Raw genomic sequence first — 16,813 nt, forward strand, 5'->3', positions numbered from 1 at the left:
GAAAGGATCTACCAGCGATTGTTTTCCTACCGCCATCTCACCAGAATCACTATCCGGCGGGGCGTTGTCGGTCACGCTGACTCACATAAAGCTACACACACCCAACCAACAACACAAACCAGCAGGTGAGAAGGGGTAAACGGGACGTCGATAAGCGTTTATTTACGCAATACGCGCAACGGACGCTCCAAGCTGGTTCAGCTGCTCAACAAAGTGCGGATAACCTCGGTCGATGTGCTCCACATCGTGCACGACCGTCTCCCCGTCCGCGACCAAGCCCGCCAACACGAGACCAGCACCAGCGCGAATATCGGAAGACCAGACATCCGTCGAAGAAAGCTTATCGACGCCGCGCAGCACCACATGGTGCCCATCCACCGTCGCATCAGCGCCGAGACGGAGCATCTCGTCCACAAACCTGAATCGGGATTCGAACACGTTCTCAGTGATCACCGACGTACCCTCCGCAATCGCGGCGAGCCCGATCGCCATCGGCTGCAGATCAGTCGGGAAGCCAGGAAACGGCAGCGTCTGATAATCGACAGCCTGCGGGCGGCCGTCCATACGCACGCGGAAGCCCTGCTCGTAGGTCTCCACCGTCGCGCCAGCATTCTTCAACTTCGCCAACGCGAGATGAAGGTGGCGCGGCGCGATCCCGCCCACCGTCACATCACCGCCGGTCATCGCCGCCGCATACGCCCACGTACCAGCGACAATACGATCGCCGACCACCGTGTGTTCCGTGGGATGCAGCTTATCGACGCCGTCGATCGTCACCGTCGACGTTCCCGCCCCCTGAATCCGCGCACCCATCGAATTGAGCATCTCGCACAGATCCACGATCTCCGGCTCGCGCGCCGCGTTATCCAGGACCGTGCGACCTTCCGCCAGCACTGCCGCGGTGAGAATGTTCTCCGTCGCACCCACCGACGGGAAATCCAAGTTGATGTTGGCGCCGCGCAACTGCCCCGCGCGCGCCACAACTGCGCCGTGCTCTATGTGCGTACTCGCGCCGAGCTTCTCCAGCCCCGACTGGTGCATATCCAGCGGACGCGAACCGATCGCGTCACCGCCCGGCAGCGCCACAATCGCCTCGCCGCAGCGCGCAGTCAGCGGACCAAGCACCGCGACCGACGCGCGGAACTGCCGCACCGCATCGAAATCCGCGTGCGAAGACACCGTCGCCGGCGTATGAATCCGCACGACCGTCCCCTCGATCTCCACCTTGCAGCCCAGCCCTTCTAAGACCTTCTGCATCAACGGAACATCGAGAATCTCCGGGCAATTGTTCAGCGTCGTCGTGCCCTCCGCGAGCAACGACGCCGCCATCAGCTTGAGCACACTGTTCTTGGCTCCCGCCACCCGGACGGCACCCTGCAGACGTGCTCCACCTTGAACCAGAAAACGCTCTTTCACGCCCCCTAGGGTAATGAAAATTCCGCGGCGCCTACGGCAGCGCGCCAATGCGCCGCGCCGCGTTCACCGCTTCGTAGCGCGTGTGCGCGCCGAGCTTGCGCATCACGCTGCGCAAGTACGACTTCACCGTCTCCGCGCCGATGCCCATTTCCTCGGCAGCCTCTACATTCGTGTGGCCGAGGGCGACGCACGACAACACGTCGATCTCACGTGCCGACAACTTCGTCGACTGTTTCACGCGGACCGGCGACACCATCTGGTCGCACAACTGCTCCAGCTCCTTGCGGAGCTCTTCTTCCTCCACCCGATTCGCCAGCATGCGCAGCTTCGAGTGCGTCGCACGGATCTGTTCCCACTCGGCACCGTTCATTACGCGGCCGGCCTTGGCGGTGCCCTTGCCGCCCTCGACTCGTCGTAAAGCGGAATTGACCGCGAGATCCTGCTCCAACGTGCGTGCCGTCATGGTGACCTCCTCGATCACCTTGTCGCCCAAACGCACCGGCGAATGGACGCCGACGTAGAGCACGCCACGGATCTCGCGCTGCACGATCACCGGGACAGCGACCACAGAATGCAGACCCTCGTCCTGGATCGCGGCGTCGTGCTCGTGCGAAATGACATTCGCGCGTGTGTAATCAGACACGCCCACCGCGCGCCGTGTGCTCACGACGCGACCGCCGACACCATGATTCGGCTCGATCACCAAATTCTGCAGCGCCGGCGTACGCAGCCCGATCCACTGAGTGATCTGCAGGCGGTTATCGGCAAGCAGGGTGCCGTACATCGCCACAGGGATTCCCGTCGCGGTCTTCAGTGACGTGAGCGAAGCGCGGATAGCATCATCGTCGTCCTTGACCCGTTGCGAATCCATTCAAACTCCTTACAGGAAGCCCCCATTAGAGTGTCCCCGCCGGCGGGCGTAATTCGGTCTCTGCGGTACAGGTAGAACCATACTAACCCGCCTATGGGGGTAGCAAAATGACCTGCAAGCCACACAACCGCACCCACTCGCGCCCGATCGCCCCCGACCCCGAACATCTAGCTACCCCCGCTCCACAGAAACTGGAGCAACCGCACGCCATCACGCTAAACCGGGCAGTTCATTCGTTTTGGACCGCTCTGTCTATATTTTCCGGTTTGATCGTGTACCATTGGGTCCGTCCGCGGGAGTGAACCGACTTCCGCCGTGAACACGACGCCCCGCCAACCGGGGACAAAACAAAGGAGCGACAATGGGAAACGTTTACAGCAACATCCTTGACACCATCGGCGGCACCCCGCTCGTCGAACTCAAGGGCATCACCGAAGGCACCGACGCAGCCAACGCGACCGTGCTGGGCAAGCTCGAGTTTTACAACCCCGCCAACTCCGTCAAGGACCGCATCGGCCGCGCCATTATCGACGCAGCCGAAGCGTCCGGCGACCTCAAGCCTGGCGGCACCATCGTCGAAGCGACCTCCGGCAACACCGGCATTGCCCTCGCACTCGTCGGCGCAGCTCGAGGCTACAAGGTCATCCTGACCATGCCCGAGACGATGTCCGTCGAGCGCCGCGTCATCCTCCGCGCTTACGGCGCGCAGATCGAGCTCACCCCGGGTGCAGCCGGCATGAAGGGCGCTGTGGACAAGGCCAACGAGATCGTCGAGCAGACCGACAACGCTATCCTCGCCCGCCAGTTCGAGAACGAGGCCAACCCGAAGGTCCACTACGAGACCACCGGCCCCGAGCTGTGGAACGACACCGACGGCAAGATCGACATTCTCGTCGCAGGCGTCGGCACCGGCGGCACCATCTCCGGCGCCGGCAAGTACCTGAAGGAGCAGAACCCGGACATCAAGCTCATCGCCGTCGAGCCCGCTGCTTCCCCGCTGCTATCCGAAGGCCAGGCCGGCCCGCACAAGATCCAGGGTCTGGGCGCCAACTTCGTCCCGGGCACCCTGAACCGCGAGATCGTCGATGAGGTCATCGCCGTCTCCAACGAAGACGCCGTCGCCACCTCCCGCGAGCTCGCCCGCAAGGACGCCGTCCTCGGCGGCATTTCCTCCGGCGCGAATGTCAAGGCCGCCCTCGAGGTCGCTTCCCGCTCGGAGAACGCAGGCAAGACGATCGCCACCGTGATCTGCGACTTCGGCGAGCGCTACATCTCCACCATCCTCTACGAGGACATCCGCGACTAAGCACTATCGCTTATCGACGCCCCGCCCCCTCCCTGAATCCAATCCTTCAGCGCGAGGGGGCTCTGCTATTGGCGCTGCTACACTACGCCCCATGCTGAAGGTGATCAGGACCATACGTGAGGACCTCGCTAACGCCCGCGACCACGACCCAGCCGCGCGCGGCGATCTCGAGAACGCCCTCGTCTACTCCGGCCTTCACGCCATTTGGATGCACCGCATCAGCCACGCCCTGTGGGTCCGCGACTTCAAAGGCCCGGCTCGCATCCTCGCCCAGATCACTCGCTTCCTCACTGGCGTCGAGATTCACCCTGGTGCCACCATTGGGCGCCGTTTCTTCATCGACCACGGCATGGGCATCGTCATCGGCGAGACCGCCGAGATCGGCGACGGTGTCATGCTTTATCACGGCGTCACCCTCGGCGGTCAGGTGCTCACTCAAACCAAGCGCCACCCCACCATCGAGGACAACGTCACCATCGGTGCCGGCGCAAAAGTGCTGGGCCCCATCACCATCGGTGAGGGTTCCGCCGTCGGCGCCAACGCCGTTGTGACGAAGGATGTCCCCGCGAACTGCATCGCGATCGGCATCCCGGCCAAGTGCCGCCCGCGCAAGTCCGACGAGCGAAAGCACCTCGTCGACCCCGACTCCTATGTCGCCGAGGACAATAACTACGTCATTTAGTTCGGCGCTTACGCGACCAGATCCTTGTAGTCAGCGTTCTTCTCCACGAAGTGCTCCACGGCGGAGCATGTCGGGATGATCTTCTTGCCGGCAGCGCGAGTATCGTCGAGAGCTGCTTTCACGAGCTTCCCCGACAGCCCCTGTCCCCGAAATTTCGGGTCGATGACCGTGTGGTTGAAATCGCGCGTGGCATCATCCGCATCGCTGTAATCCGCGAACCCGGCCTGCTCCCCGTCAACCGTGATGACGTAGCGTTTCGCCGCTGCATCGTGCTCAATGCTCACGTTCTGATCTGCCATGGTGCCCTCCTACGAAGCGCTGTCGACCGCCACTTTTCGTGTCAGTTCGTATCAGTTCGGAAGCACCCACCATATGCAAAAAGTCCTCCCGCTTTCGCAGGAGGACTTCATGGTTGTGGCCAGAGCCAGGATCGAACTGGCGACCCCACACTTTTCAGGCGTGTGCTCTACCAACTGAGCTATCTGGCCGGAACCGTGCGCCGCGCAGTCAATACGCAACAACAGTTCAGCGACCCTGACGGGACTTGAACCCGCGACCTCCGCCGTGACAGGGCGGCGCGCTAACCAACTGCGCCACAGGGCCTTATTCTTTTATTTCGCACTTCCGCGGCTAATTGTTTTCCGCGTCTTGCACGAATTGATACCTTACACAGAGGTCGTGAAACATTACAAACCAGCATTACACCGCAGGTTTTCAGGCGTGCGGAAGTGGCCGTGGGGCGTGGTGGCCCCTCGGCTAGGTTCCGAACAGTAGGTGCATCGCACCGTATTGGTGTGTGCTGTTCGGTACTGGTATTCCGCGCGGTGAAACCCATGTTGGTGTCCCATCGCGCACCTGTATTCGACCCCTGTTGTGCCTATCGGGGTCATCATCGTTGGTGCGGTTGTGATACCTGCACAACACCGACAAGTTGCTCATGTTCGTCGGCCCACCCCGTGCCCACGGTTCGATGTGGTGGACCTCGCAGTTATCGGCAGCATGCCGACAATCCGGTACTGGGCAGGTGGTCAGTGTTGCTCGGGCGAGGTCACGTTGCTTCTTATTCGCGAACCGTTTCGTGTTGTACAGATTCACCGGACCTGCCTGCGGGTGGAACAGTGCCACTTCAAGGTCTTTGGAATGATGGTGCATCAGATACTCCGCACCGGTCATCGTGGTGCCATCAGACAAGCCCAGAATGGTGTCATCACCCTGGCCGCCGAGGATCGAGATGTAATCCGGAAGCGGGATCTGGACCAGCGGGCGTGGGACAGCATCAGCAACAGCACCGTCGTTGTGCAGCAGGTCGTGGAATGCCTCGTACATCTGCGGGCCCTCAGGACGGTTGGCATCGAGTTTTTGGCGCAGCGCGTACTCAAGGGCAGCGATATCCCGCGCATCACCTGTAGCGCTGAAGGTGCGCTTGCCTTTCCGCTCCTTACCGAACCGCACCGCCGACTCAGGAGCAGGAGTATCCACCTCAGGAACGATGTCTTTCGCGCGGCGCTTCAACGTCTCGTAGTTCCCGCGCACAGACAGCAACGCCAGGCGGATCTTCCACTTCTCCTTCTCAGTCCCCAACGGACGCACTTGTTGTTCGATGAACAAGATCTGGTCCAACGTCTTACCCGTCTCACGGGCGATGCGTACCGCGTGGGCCTGCTTGCGGGAGAACTTCGTGGGCCCGAAATACACCTCGCGGGCTTTCTCGCCGTCGGCGGCGAGAGTCGATTTCATTCCGGCATCGACAACGGCCTGGCGGTTGAAACCAGCCAGGATATCCATTGGTCGCGCAGCAGCGGCGATAAACGCCTCGAAATCGTTCACGACACAAACGTTAAACCGATCGCAACCCGAGATCCACCAAACAATGTCTACTTCAGTAGACAATGCGAAAAGGGCCCGAGCATTTGCTCGGACCCGATTGGCGACCCTGACGGGACTTGAACCCGCGACCTCCGCCGTGACAGGGCGGCGCGCTAACCAACTGCGCCACAGGGCCTTGGTACCCCCAACGGGATTCGAACCCGTGTTGCCGCCGTGAAAGGGCGGAGTCCTAGGCCTCTAGACGATGGGGGCACACGCTGTTAGACAGCTCGCCTATCGTAAGCCTCCCCTCGTCTTACCTCCAAATGAGCTGGTTATCCGGCCGAAAGCGAGGTGCTTAAGACGGAGACAACCATCGCGAAGATCATCGTGTTGAAGGTGAAAGCAAAGGCAGTGTTCACCCGCAGCTTTCGCCATGCGAGCCGGTTGGTGGGAGTAGCAGGCAGGGTGGCACCCATGACGGACGTCATGAGGGCGAGGGTGAGGTAGTCCTCGAAAAGCGGGGAATCTGTGTGCTCGAACCGGAATAGCGGAGCGCGGGCCGCGTAGTCCAACTCGAGGTACTCCGTAGCGTAGGCAAGCACCATGAAAGCCCAGGACCCGACCACTGCCACTCCAGCGAGAGCGAGCCACCGCCAGTCTTCGCGGAAATAGTCGATGCGACTGAGAACAATAGCCACGCTGATGGCGGCGAACGCACCGATGCTGGCAAGGTTCGCTGCCCCTTTAACGCCGAGCCAGCGCACCCAGCGCCGTTGCCGCAACTGATGTTCCGCGACGGCATAGGAGGCCAGCTCGTCCGGCTGCCGCTTGGACAGTTGCCGCGCTGTCCACCAACAGAAAATGAGCACGTAGAGCACCCAGTACACGAGGTAGAAGACGATCAGCAAGATGCCTTGTCCTTCGGCGATAACATCGCGCAGGAAAAGGAAAATCGTCAGCAACGCGAGTATCGCGGCGCTGACCGTGGATACTCCGTACCGGGTGACTTCAGAATGCATCGCGGAAAATTACCGGGCGACGGGAACCATCCGGGCGCGGTCGTCGCGCGAGTTGACCACGGTCTTGCCGAACGGGAAGCACGTGACCGGGATCAGCTTGAGGTTGGCCCACGCGAGCGGCAGACCGATGATGGTGATGGCCTGCGCGACCGCGGTGACGACGTGCCCGAGAGCAAGCCACAGGCCGGCGACGACGAACCAGATGACGTTGCCGAGCACGCTCAGTCCCCCGCTGCTGGAGGTCTCGACGACTTCACGTCCGAACGGCCAGAGAACAAAGCCGGCGATGCGGAACGCGGCGAGGCCGAACGGAATGGTCACGATGAGCAGGCACGCCACGATGCCAGCCAGCACGTACCCCAGGAAGAGCCAGATCCCGGCTGTGACAAGCCAGATGATGTTGAGAATCAGTCGAATAAGTCCCATGCCGAAAGCATAGATGGGGTGCTACAGGTCGTGCTTCGCGGAAATCACGTTGAGCATGATTTGTTGCGGCACGACACGCGCCAGAGCGAAGGCGACGGGTGCCATGGACCCGATGGCGTAGTGCGGTTTGGGGCGCGTAGCGCGGATTGGCCGGAGGATTTCACGAGCGACACGTTCGGCGCTGATGCCGGATGCTTCGTTTCGGTTCAATGTCGCCAGCATGCGCGCGAATTCTGCGGCGTACGGGCCAGTTTCATCGACGTAGGTGGTGCGTCGGGCGGAGAGGCCGGTGGAGATGGCGCCGGGCTCGAGCGTCGAAAAGCCAATGCCGAAAGGGGCTGTCTCGCGGCGGGCGGCGGTGGCGAAGCCTTTGACGGCAGCTTTCGATGCGACATACGAGGAGCGAAATCCGAGCGGGAAGCTGCCCAGCATGGAACCGACCATCACGACGCGCCCGCGCCCAGCTGCGCGCATGGCGGGCAGGAGGCGTTGGGTGAGGTCCACATGCCCGATCACGTTGACCTGGAAGAGCCGTTCGAGCGCGTCGCGAGGCAATTCCTCGAAGGGGCCCGACTGCGATTCGCCCGCATTATTCACCAGCACAGCAGGGGTGCCCATCGCGAGAATCTCGGCCGCACACGCCTCGATCGACGCCGGGTCGCCAAGGTCGAGGCCGACGTATGTCACGCCAGGCAATCGCTTATCGACGCCCCCTGGTTTCCTCGTCGTCCCCACCACCCGGAACCCCTCGCTTACGAGTAACCGAGCTGTAGCCTCTCCAATGCCCGAGGTAGCGCCGGTGACCACGGCGAGGTTGCCGGCGCCGACCTCCGGAAGCTGCGGAGTGATAAAGAAACGTGTGATCCCCATGCCTGAATCTTAGGCAAGCAAAACTAAGCTCACTGCCATAACGGCCATTCCACCGATGACGCCGTACACGGCGCTGTGGTGGCGGCCCGTCGCAATCGCGGTAGGCAAAAGATTGTCCAGGCTGACGAACACCATGATCCCGGCGATGGCTGCGAAGGTGACACCGAGCGCTGCAGGCCCGAGGAAGGGCTGCAAGAACAGGTACCCGATGATGGCGCCGAGTGGCTCAGCCAGGCCGGATAAGGCGGCCCACCCGGCGGCGCGCCATTTCTTGCCGGTCGCTTCGCGCAGTGGCACAGCCACGGCGATGCCCTCCCGGGACGTTGTGGATCGCGATAGCGACGGCCAACGGCAGCGCGAGCGCCATGTCCTGCAACGCCACGAAGAAGGTGGCGAAGCCTTCGGGGAAATTGTGGATCGCGATCGCCATGGCAGTCATGACGCCGACTTTCCGCATGCGCGCACTACCGGCGACGGGGCTGGGCTCTTCGTGGGGGTTGATCTCGTCGGGCACGAATCGGTCGATCACCGCGATCAGCAAAACGCCGCCGAAGAACGCCAACGGCCCCCAGACTCCGGCTGCGGCGACCCCAGCTTCTTCGAGCCCGTCGACACCTTCGGGGAGCAGCTCGACGAGGGAAATATAGAGCATCACGCCGGCGGAGAACCCGAGGGAGGCTGCCAGGAAACGTTCGCTTGGGTGGCGTTGGAGGGCGACGATGAGGCCGCCAAGGGCCGTCGATAAGCCTGCGAATAAGCAAATTGCGAACGCCGTCATGCGCGCAGCCTACAGTAGAAAATATGGTTACCGCGAAAATTTACGACGCTGAGCTCGACCCCACCAAGGACGATATCGCCGCGCGTTTCTCATCGATCGCGCAACTTGAAGGCCCCTACCGCGCCGTCGACCGCGACGACAAGGTCGGCATCGAAGTACTCGTCGGCCGCGACGCCGAGGGCGCGCTCACGCAGTGCGGCGTCAGCTACCGCGAGGAAAAAGAAGCGCTTGACGACGCTTTCTGCCCCCTTTCCCACTCCGTTCTCGGCCCCCGCTCCGTCGCGCAGCTGACCGCGGATCCCGTGGCCGTCCGGGAGTTCGTCCAGCTGATTCTGTGCGGCGAAAATGGCGCGGATTTCTCCACAGGCGAGCCGATTTTCGCGGTGCGTGGGACGGGCTCGGGCAATGTCGTCGTCGACAACGTCGTGGTGGACACTCACGATAAATTCAATTCCGTGGGCACTCTCACCGTCGACGGCAAGGAAAAGCGCTACCAGCTGCGGATGCAGCGCATCGTCCGCGACCAGCCAACCGCCGACGGAAACGACCTTGCTCTCGTTCGCGAGGACGGCGCCATCCTGATGAACCTCGGCCTCTGGGATTAGTCCCGCTCGAGGCGCTCCATCAGCTCGTCGCGCACCTCGCGACGGCGCACCTTACCCATCTGGTCCTTCGGCAGATCCTCGAAGTGATAGAAGGCGCGCGGCACCTTGTAGCGGGTGAGATTCTCGCGCGCGAATTCTTTCAGGCTCTCCGGGTTCATCTCCGCGCCGCGGTCCAAGACGACGCATGCGACGACGTCCTCTGAACCGTCGCTACGCGGACGGCCCACGACCGCGACATCGACGACGTCTCGGTGCCCGCGCAGGGTCTCCTCCACCTCCGCCGGGTACACGTTGAACCCGCCGGTGATGATGAGCTCCTTGATGCGCGAGACGAGTTTGATGAAGCCGTCTTCTTCCATCACGCCCATGTCGCCGGTACGGAACCAGCCGTCGTGGAAGACCTTCTCGGTAGCCTCCGGGTTATTGAGATAGCCGCCGAAGACCTGCGGGCCCTTCACCAGGATCTCGCCGGGCTCACCGTACGGCATCTCTTCATCGAGGTCGTCCGGGTTGGCGATGCGCACATCGGTGTCCGGGAACGGGATACCGATGTATCCGGGACGGCGATCCGAGCTTTCCGGGTTGCCGATCACGATCGGGGACGTCTCGGTTAGGCCATAGCCCTCCACGAGGCGGCCGCCGGTGACCTCCTCCCACTCCTCGATGACGCTGCCCGGCAACGACGAAGCGCCGGAGAACCCGATTTGGACCTTCGACAGGTCGACGTTCTTCTCGCGGGACGACTGGATGATGCGCTCGAAGACGGTGGGCACGCCCGGCACGAATGTCGGCGGCGTCTTCTTCACCGCGCGCATGATCAGATCCATCGACGGGGCAGGCAGCAAGACGAGCTCGCTGCCGATGAAGAAGGTCAGCGTCAGGGAGAATGTCAGACCGTAGGCGTGGAAGAACGGCAAGGTGCCGAGCATGCGCTGCCCGGGCTGCTGCAGCTCCTTGACCCACGCGCGGCCCTGCACCGGGTTGGCGAGGAGGTTGCGGTGAGTCAGCGCGGCTCCCTTCGGGGCGCCGGTCGTGCCGGAAGTGTAGAGAATCAGGGCGGGGTCATCCAGCTCGATATTGTCCGGGGTTCGCACGCGCGGCGGAATCACCTTCCGGGCGCCGAGGACCTTCTCCCACGGCAAGGTCCCTTCGGCCGGAGCGGTCAGCTGCTCCCGCGCCTTCTTCAGCTTGCCGACGGGCACCTGCAGCACCAGTTGCTGCAGCAACGGCATCGCCTTGGTCATATTGACGCTGATGACGATCGCCAGCTCCGTGCTGTCGTCGTCCTTGATTTTCGTAGCGGTCTCCGCCGCCTTGTCCCACACGATCGCCACGCGGGCACCGTGGTCGGCGAATTGGGGGCGCAGCTCATGCGCCGTGTAGAGCGGATTATGCTCCACCACGATCGCACCCAACTTCTGCACCGCGAAAAAGGCCACGACGTGCTGCGGACAATTCGGCAGCATGATGGCGACGCGGTCGCCCTGCTGCACACCGATACGCTTGAGCCCGTCGGCAGCGCGGCGAACCTCCACGTCCAGTTCTCCGTACGTCATGGTGCGGCCGAAGAAATGGGTCGCGGTCTTGCTGGCGTTGGCGGCGAGGTTGTCGTCGTAGATCTCGACGAGCGTCTTCTCCGGATACTCCAGCGTATGGTCCGTCCACTCCGGGTAGTACTTCAGCCAGGGCTTGCCGCCACTGTTGTCAGCGGGCTCATTCACGTCGGACATGCCGTCCACCCTACGCCGGGACGATGGCCTTAGGGCGAAGAAAAATCCCCGCGGCAAAGGACCGCGGGGATCGGATGCAGTGGGCCCTGTGGGGATCGAACCCACGACCTGCGGATTAAAAGTCCGTAGCTCTACCAACTGAGCTAAAGGCCCGTGCGCATACATGGTAGCGGGCAGGTGGGCAAGGGGAGAAATCGGGGCGTCGATAAGCGAATGCCCACGTCAGTTTGTGCGACCGCGACGTGGGAAGGAACAATGGGGCACGTGACTTCTACTCTTCCGCAACTGCGCATCGGCGGCATGGACCTTGCTTCGCCGGTCATCCTCGCACCGATGGCCGGCGTAACGAACATGCCTTTCCGCGTGCTGTGCCGCGAGATCGAGCAGGAGCTGACCGGCACCGCGTCCGGGCTGTACGTGTGCGAGATGATCACGGCCCGCGCGCTGGTGGAAGGCAACGAGAAGACCCTGCACATGACCACGTTCGCGCCGCAGGAAACGCCGCGGTCGATGCAGCTGTACACCGTCGATCCGGAATACACGTACCGGGCGGTGCGCACCATCGTCGAGCGCGATATGGCGGACCACGTGGACATGAACTTCGGCTGCCCGGTGCCGAAGGTGACGCGCCGCGGCGGCGGCTCCGCACTCCCCTACAAGCGCAAGCTGTACGGGCAGATTGTCGACGCAGCCGTGCGCGCCACAGAAGGAACGGACATCCCGGTGACCGTGAAATTCCGCATCGGCATCGACGACGAGCACCACACGCACCTCGACGCCGGGCGCATCGCCGCCGACGCCGGTGCCGCCGCCGTGACTCTCCACGGGCGCACGGCCGCGCAGCGCTATTCGGGCGACGCGGACTGGGGCGAAATCGCGCGCTTGGTCGAGCACATGGACGGCACCGGTGTGCCTGTGCTCGGCAACGGCGATATCTTCGCGCCCCAGGACGCGCAGGCCATGATGGATGAAACGGGGTGCGCCGGCGTCGTCGTGGGACGCGGCTGCCTCGGCCGCCCGTGGCTATTCGCGCAGCTCGGAGCGCAATTGCGCGGCGAAGAGGTGCCCGAAGAGCCGACTCTCGGCCAGGTCGCGCGCATCATGCAGCGCCACGCGGAGCTTCTCGCCGCCCACGAAGGCGAGGCCAAAGGCTGCCGAGACATGCGCAAACACGTAGGCTGGTACCTCAAAGGCTTTCCAGTCGGCGGTGAATTCCGCGGCCAGCTCGCACGCGTGTCTTCGCTTGCGGAGCTGGACGAGCAGCTCTCCACCATCGCCACCTCGAACGCGCGAGCTCAGGCTGCCGATTCCGCGCGCGGACGCCAAGGTTCCGCGGCGAAGGTGGCGCTCCCCGACGGCTGGTTAGACGACCCAGAAGACGACACCGTGCCGGTCGGAGCAGAGATTGACTCCAGCGGCGGATAGTGAGGACACCCCACCATGCGCACTGAATACCGCGAGCACCTCAACGCATTCGCTGAGGACTTGCAGTTCATGAGCGACACGGTGCGCACCGTCATGCGTTACGCATCCAAAGCGCTTATCGACGGCTCTCTCGAAGACGCCGAAACCGCCCTCACCGAAGCGGACACTTTAAAGGAGATTCGTGTCCGCTGCGAGGAACGCAGCATGGCTCTGCTGGCGTTGGAAAGCCCCGTGGCATCCGATTTGCGCCAGGTGTTCACCTCCATCTACATCGTGGAGGACTTCAACCGGATGGGTACCCTGGGACGCCATATCGCCAGCATTGCTCGGCTGCGGCACCCCGAATACGTCTACGACGATACGATGAAACCTACCGTCGTGGAGCTGGCGCGGCTCGTGGACACCATGGGTGAGCTCATCCATGACCAACTGATCGCCCCCGACGTCGACGGTGCACTGGCGATGAGCGAATTCGACGACGAGCTCGACGCGCTCAACCAACACCTGCTCAACAGTGTCACCGCTCACGACTGGCAGGGAACCAGCCGCACCGCCGTCGACTTGGCGCTGCTCGGGCGCTATTTCGAGCGCTACGCCGACCACTGCGTCAACGTGGCCGCTCGCATTGTCTACCTCGTCACCGGACTCACGCCCGAGCGCTACGTGCGCAAAAAGGACGCGGACGGCCACGAGGTTGAGATGAACGAACGCTTCCGGGAACTGGAAAGGTACTTCGGGCGGGGGCGGTAGGCGCGGCGTCGATAAGCGGAAAAGCGTAAGCCCCCGGTAGGAACGAATCCTAGCGGAGGCTGCTGCGCGAAATGGCTTAGCCGAAGCGGCCAGCGATGTAATCCTCGGTCTCCTTGCGCTCAGGGTTCTCGAAGATCGTGTTGGTGTCGTTGAATTCGACGAGGTGGCCCGGCTTACCGGTCGCCTCGAGGGAGAAGAACGCGGTCTTGTCGGACACACGAGCTGCCTGCTGCATGTTGTGCGTCACGATGACGATGGTGTACTCGTCCTTCAGCTCGTGGATCAGATCCTCCACAGCGAGGGTGGAGATCGGGTCCAGAGCGGAACACGGCTCGTCCATGAGCAGGACCTCCGGCTGGACTGCGATCGCGCGAGCGATGCACAGACGCTGCTGCTGACCACCGGAGAGGCCGCCGCCCGGCTTATCCAGACGGTCCTTGACCTCGTCCCAGAGGTTCGCGCCACGCAGGGAGCGTTCAGCGACCTCCTTGAGCTTCTTCTTGTTCTTCTCGCCGGACAGCTTCAGACCGGCGACGACATTGTCCTCGATGGACATGGTCGGGAACGGGTTCGCCTTCTGGAACACCATGCCGATGGTGTTACGGACAGCCACCGGGTCGACGTTCTTGTCGTAGATGTCGTGGCCGTCGAGAAGCACTTCGCCGTCGACGGACGCGTTCGGGATGACCTCGTGCATGCGGTTCAGGGTGCGAAGCACGGTGGACTTACCGCAGCCGGACGGACCGATGAATGCGGTCACAGCCTGTGCGGGGATATCCATGTTGACGCTCTGGACGGCGTGGAAGTCGCCGTAGTAAATGTCGAGGTCGTTCAGCTGGAGCTTGATAGACATTAGTTTCTCCTAGATGGGAATGAAGGGCGGGGCGACTTATTTCTTGACCGAGAACTTCGCGGCAACGAAACGTGCCAGGAGGTTCAGGACAACGACGAGGAGGACCAGGGTGAGGGCTGCGCCCCACAGGCGGTCCATGACCGGCTGCGCGGAACCGGACTTCCACATATCGAGCATGAACAGCGGAAGCGAAGACTGCGGCTGACCGAACAGGTGGGTCCAGTTCAGCTGCGGCGTGGAGCCGACAAGGATCAGCACCGGAGCGGACTCACCCATGACGCGGGCGATGGCCAGCATGATGCCGGTGACGATGCCGGACAGTGCCGTCGGCAACACGATGCGTGCAATGGTCTTCCACTTCGGGACGCCGAGAGCGTAGGACGCCTCGCGCAGATCCATCGGGACAACGCGGAGCATCTCCTCGGTGTTGCGCACCACAACAGGGACCATCAGCAGGATCAGCGAGAGCGACACGGCGAAGCCGGAGCGCTGCTGGCCGAGGATGGTGATCCAGAGGGCGTAGACGAACAGAGCGGCAACGATGGACGGGACACCGGACAGGATGTCCACCATGAAGGTGGTCAGCTTGCCCAGCTTGCTGCCATTGGAGTACTCCACCAGGTAGATAGCGGTGAAGATACCGATCGGGATGGAGAACAGCGACGCGACCAGCGTCTGCATGAGGGTACCGGCGATGGCGTGCAGGGCGCCGCCGCCTTCGCGGCGGGCACGAACGCCGATCATGTCCTGGGTCCACCAGTCCGGGTTCAAGATGGCCTCGTAGCCGCGGGACACCAGCGTGAACAGCAGCCAGAGCAGTGGGATCAGGGCGAGGATCATCGCGATCCACATCAGGCCGCCCATGAAGGAGTTCATGGTCTTGCGGGACGAGGAGATGTGGGTGAATGGGCTGCCGCTGGTCGCGGTTGCCTTCTCGCGGGTCGCGGTCGCGGTAGCTGCGGTGGTGCCAGCCGCGGTCTCGGCCGGGGCGGTCTCTGTCACCTTGGTGACCTTCTTGGACTCGCCAGAATTCTTACCGGGGTATGCAGTGCTCATGTCATACACCTACTTCTTGTTGACGATCGCGCGTGCGACCGAGTTGACGATGAAGGTCAGCAGGAACAGCACCAGACCCGCGGAAATGTACGCACCAGCGGAAGTCGGGTTGTTGAACTCTGCCGAGGCACTCGCGATGGCGGTCGCGAAGGTCGAGCCGCCGTCGAAAAGCGAACCTCGGAATTGCGGGCCGGTCGGGATGACCATGTAGAGCGCCATGGTTTCGCCCATCGCACGGCCGAGGCCCAGCATGGAGCCGGCGATGTAGCCGGACATACCGAACGGAAGAACAGTCATGCGGATCACTTCCCAGCGGGTCGCGCCCAGTGCCAGGGCGGACTCGATCTGTCCCGGAGGGGTCTGTACGAAGATCTCGCGGGTGGTCGCCGCGATGATCGGCAGAATCATGATCGCCAAGACGATGCCACCGGTGAGCATGTTGCCGCCCGTCGCGAACGACGGGGAGTTTTGGTACTGCTTGAACAGGAAGAAGTTGCCGCCCCAGGAGTGAATCCACTCGTACAAGCCGGAGAGCTTCGGACCGAGCACCTGCGCGCCCCACAGACCGTAAACGATCGACGGGACAGCCGCGAGCATGTCGACCAGCGTTGCAAGCGGACGCACCAGCTTCTTCGGCGCGTAGTTGGACAGGAAGATCGCAATGCCAAGGGCGATCGGCATGGCGATGATCAGAGCGATGATCGAGACCGTGATCGTGGTGAAGAAGAGGTTCGGAATACCGAACTTCATCTCCTCCAGGTTCGCGGTCTGCCAGTCGCCTCCGTAGGTGAAGAAGTTCTCTTTGTTCAGGCGCAGCGGGTTGAAGGCCTGCATCAGGAGGAACAGACCGATCGCGATGATGATGACGGTGATCAGGGCGGCGGAAATGGTGGAGAGCGATTCGAAGACGCGGTCGCCCGGACGCTTCACGCCAGCACCGCCACCTGCGGTGCCCACAGCGGCAGAGTCATCCCGGTCCGTTTCTACAGGCGTCGCCTGCGACGAGCCACCGACGGGGTCGGCGCTGGTCACGGAGCCGGCGCGAGCGTTATCCGGCAATTCGTTGTCAGCCATAGTGACGATTCCTTTGAATAGTGAAAGTCAGTGTGTAGAAGAGCGTGGACGCTCCCCCACTTTTGTCGGGGGCGTACGGACGACACCGTTGGAGGTTCCCGGACCGCACCCACCACGTGAACATGCCCCCGGCTCACAGCTGC

General features: G+C 62.7%; 16 protein-coding genes, 5 tRNA genes and 1 pseudogene. 5 read left to right on the forward strand and 17 right to left on the reverse strand.

What is annotated here, in order from left to right; all coding sequences use genetic code 11:
- Positions 1-162: 162 nt before the first annotated feature.
- The gene (gene murA / locus ACUY2Y_RS07795; protein WP_448325524.1) at positions 163-1,416 is read right to left on the reverse strand and encodes a UDP-N-acetylglucosamine 1-carboxyvinyltransferase; all 1,254 of its coding nucleotides are present in this window, start codon (positions 1,414-1,416) and stop codon (positions 163-165) included.
- Positions 1,417-1,447: 31 nt separating this feature from the next.
- Positions 1,448-2,287, reverse strand: coding sequence for an acetate metabolism transcriptional regulator RamA (ramA, locus tag ACUY2Y_RS07800; RefSeq protein WP_259902664.1), 840 nt, complete (start codon positions 2,285-2,287; stop codon positions 1,448-1,450).
- A 361-nt stretch (positions 2,288-2,648) separates the two neighbouring features.
- On the opposite strand from ramA, the gene cysK reads away from it, so the two are divergent.
- Positions 2,649-3,593: a cysteine synthase A gene (cysK, locus tag ACUY2Y_RS07805; RefSeq protein WP_448325525.1), complete on the forward strand. Its 945-nt coding sequence runs from the start codon at positions 2,649-2,651 to the stop codon at positions 3,591-3,593.
- A 91-nt stretch (positions 3,594-3,684) separates the two neighbouring features.
- Positions 3,685-4,275, forward strand: a complete 591-nt coding sequence (epsC, locus tag ACUY2Y_RS07810) for a serine O-acetyltransferase EpsC (protein WP_448325526.1) — start codon at positions 3,685-3,687, stop codon at positions 4,273-4,275.
- 8 nt (positions 4,276-4,283) lie between these two features.
- Here epsC and ACUY2Y_RS07815 read toward each other — a convergent pair whose 3' ends face one another.
- The 10 genes and pseudogenes from ACUY2Y_RS07815 to zupT form a co-directional block, all read right to left on the reverse strand.
- Complete coding sequence (locus tag ACUY2Y_RS07815) at positions 4,284-4,574, reverse strand: GNAT family N-acetyltransferase (RefSeq protein ID WP_448325527.1); 291 nt, start codon at positions 4,572-4,574, stop codon at positions 4,284-4,286.
- 116 nt (positions 4,575-4,690) lie between these two features.
- Positions 4,691-4,763: transfer RNA gene (locus ACUY2Y_RS07820), tRNA-Phe, on the reverse strand.
- A gap of 41 nt (positions 4,764-4,804) precedes the next feature.
- A tRNA-Asp gene (locus ACUY2Y_RS07825) sits at positions 4,805-4,878 on the reverse strand.
- A gap of 153 nt (positions 4,879-5,031) precedes the next feature.
- Complete coding sequence (locus ACUY2Y_RS07830; RefSeq protein ID WP_448325528.1) at positions 5,032-6,102, reverse strand: HNH endonuclease signature motif containing protein; 1,071 nt, start codon at positions 6,100-6,102, stop codon at positions 5,032-5,034.
- Positions 6,103-6,200: 98 nt separating this feature from the next.
- A tRNA-Asp gene (locus tag ACUY2Y_RS07835) sits at positions 6,201-6,277 on the reverse strand.
- A gap of 1 nt (position 6,278) precedes the next feature.
- Positions 6,279-6,354 (reverse strand) — tRNA-Glu (locus ACUY2Y_RS07840).
- A 62-nt stretch (positions 6,355-6,416) separates the two neighbouring features.
- A complete protein-coding gene (locus ACUY2Y_RS07845; protein WP_448325529.1) occupies positions 6,417-7,103 on the reverse strand; it encodes a DUF1345 domain-containing protein in 687 nt (228 codons plus the stop codon).
- A 9-nt stretch (positions 7,104-7,112) separates the two neighbouring features.
- On the reverse strand, positions 7,113-7,529 hold the full coding sequence (locus ACUY2Y_RS07850; RefSeq protein ID WP_210574403.1) for a YccF domain-containing protein: 417 nt from the start codon (positions 7,527-7,529) through the stop codon (positions 7,113-7,115).
- Positions 7,530-7,550: 21 nt separating this feature from the next.
- Complete coding sequence (locus ACUY2Y_RS07855; protein ID WP_448325530.1) at positions 7,551-8,399, reverse strand: SDR family oxidoreductase; 849 nt, start codon at positions 8,397-8,399, stop codon at positions 7,551-7,553.
- 9 nt (positions 8,400-8,408) lie between these two features.
- Positions 8,409-9,177: pseudogene (gene zupT / locus ACUY2Y_RS07860) on the reverse strand (zinc transporter ZupT).
- A gap of 23 nt (positions 9,178-9,200) precedes the next feature.
- Here zupT and ACUY2Y_RS07865 point away from each other — a divergent pair.
- Positions 9,201-9,782: a CG0192 family protein gene (locus tag ACUY2Y_RS07865; protein ID WP_448325531.1), complete on the forward strand. Its 582-nt coding sequence runs from the start codon at positions 9,201-9,203 to the stop codon at positions 9,780-9,782.
- On the opposite strand, the gene ACUY2Y_RS07870 is transcribed toward ACUY2Y_RS07865, so the two are convergent.
- On the reverse strand, positions 9,779-11,512 hold the full coding sequence (locus ACUY2Y_RS07870) for a long-chain-fatty-acid--CoA ligase (RefSeq protein WP_448325532.1): 1,734 nt from the start codon (positions 11,510-11,512) through the stop codon (positions 9,779-9,781). The genes ACUY2Y_RS07865 and ACUY2Y_RS07870 overlap by 4 nt on opposite strands.
- A gap of 80 nt (positions 11,513-11,592) precedes the next feature.
- Positions 11,593-11,665 (reverse strand) — tRNA-Lys (locus tag ACUY2Y_RS07875).
- A 102-nt stretch (positions 11,666-11,767) separates the two neighbouring features.
- Here ACUY2Y_RS07875 and dusB point away from each other — a divergent pair.
- Both dusB and ACUY2Y_RS07885 read left to right on the forward strand, forming a co-directional pair.
- A complete protein-coding gene (gene dusB, locus ACUY2Y_RS07880) occupies positions 11,768-12,937 on the forward strand; it encodes a tRNA dihydrouridine synthase DusB (protein WP_448325533.1) in 1,170 nt (389 codons plus the stop codon).
- A gap of 15 nt (positions 12,938-12,952) precedes the next feature.
- Complete coding sequence (locus ACUY2Y_RS07885; protein WP_448325534.1) at positions 12,953-13,687, forward strand: phosphate signaling complex PhoU family protein; 735 nt, start codon at positions 12,953-12,955, stop codon at positions 13,685-13,687.
- A gap of 76 nt (positions 13,688-13,763) precedes the next feature.
- Here the strand turns inward: ACUY2Y_RS07885 and pstB are convergent, their stop codons facing one another.
- The 3 genes from pstB to pstC form a co-directional block, all read right to left on the reverse strand.
- Entirely contained in the window at positions 13,764-14,540 is a 777-nt protein-coding gene (gene pstB / locus ACUY2Y_RS07890; protein ID WP_448325535.1) for a phosphate ABC transporter ATP-binding protein PstB, read from the reverse strand.
- 36 nt (positions 14,541-14,576) lie between these two features.
- Positions 14,577-15,416, reverse strand: coding sequence for a phosphate ABC transporter permease PstA (gene pstA, locus ACUY2Y_RS07895; protein ID WP_448325683.1), 840 nt, complete (start codon positions 15,414-15,416; stop codon positions 14,577-14,579).
- 189 nt (positions 15,417-15,605) lie between these two features.
- A complete protein-coding gene (pstC, locus tag ACUY2Y_RS07900; protein WP_448325536.1) occupies positions 15,606-16,670 on the reverse strand; it encodes a phosphate ABC transporter permease subunit PstC in 1,065 nt (354 codons plus the stop codon).
- Positions 16,671-16,813 lie beyond the last annotated feature (143 nt).

It is taken from the genome of Corynebacterium sp. 20-84, assembly GCF_053479455.1.

Coding starts and splice junctions, on each gene's coding strand:
- ramA (WP_259902664.1), bottom strand. CDS start 2,287: ATGGATTCGCAACGGGTCAAGGACGACGATGATGCTATCCGCGCTTCG.
- cysK (WP_448325525.1), top strand. CDS start 2,649: ATGGGAAACGTTTACAGCAACATCCTTGACACCATCGGCGGCACCCCG.
- epsC (WP_448325526.1), top strand. CDS start 3,685: ATGCTGAAGGTGATCAGGACCATACGTGAGGACCTCGCTAACGCCCGC.
- ACUY2Y_RS07815 (WP_448325527.1), bottom strand. CDS start 4,574: ATGGCAGATCAGAACGTGAGCATTGAGCACGATGCAGCGGCGAAACGC.
- ACUY2Y_RS07845 (WP_448325529.1), bottom strand. CDS start 7,103: ATGCATTCTGAAGTCACCCGGTACGGAGTATCCACGGTCAGCGCCGCG.
- ACUY2Y_RS07850 (WP_210574403.1), bottom strand. CDS start 7,529: ATGGGACTTATTCGACTGATTCTCAACATCATCTGGCTTGTCACAGCC.
- ACUY2Y_RS07855 (WP_448325530.1), bottom strand. CDS start 8,399: ATGGGGATCACACGTTTCTTTATCACTCCGCAGCTTCCGGAGGTCGGC.
- ACUY2Y_RS07865 (WP_448325531.1), top strand. CDS start 9,201: ATGGTTACCGCGAAAATTTACGACGCTGAGCTCGACCCCACCAAGGAC.
- ACUY2Y_RS07870 (WP_448325532.1), bottom strand. CDS start 11,512: ATGTCCGACGTGAATGAGCCCGCTGACAACAGTGGCGGCAAGCCCTGG.
- dusB (WP_448325533.1), top strand. CDS start 11,768: ATGGGGCACGTGACTTCTACTCTTCCGCAACTGCGCATCGGCGGCATG.
- ACUY2Y_RS07885 (WP_448325534.1), top strand. CDS start 12,953: ATGCGCACTGAATACCGCGAGCACCTCAACGCATTCGCTGAGGACTTG.
- pstB (WP_448325535.1), bottom strand. CDS start 14,540: ATGTCTATCAAGCTCCAGCTGAACGACCTCGACATTTACTACGGCGAC.
- pstA (WP_448325683.1), bottom strand. CDS start 15,416: ATGAACTCCTTCATGGGCGGCCTGATGTGGATCGCGATGATCCTCGCC.
- pstC (WP_448325536.1), bottom strand. CDS start 16,670: ATGGCTGACAACGAATTGCCGGATAACGCTCGCGCCGGCTCCGTGACC.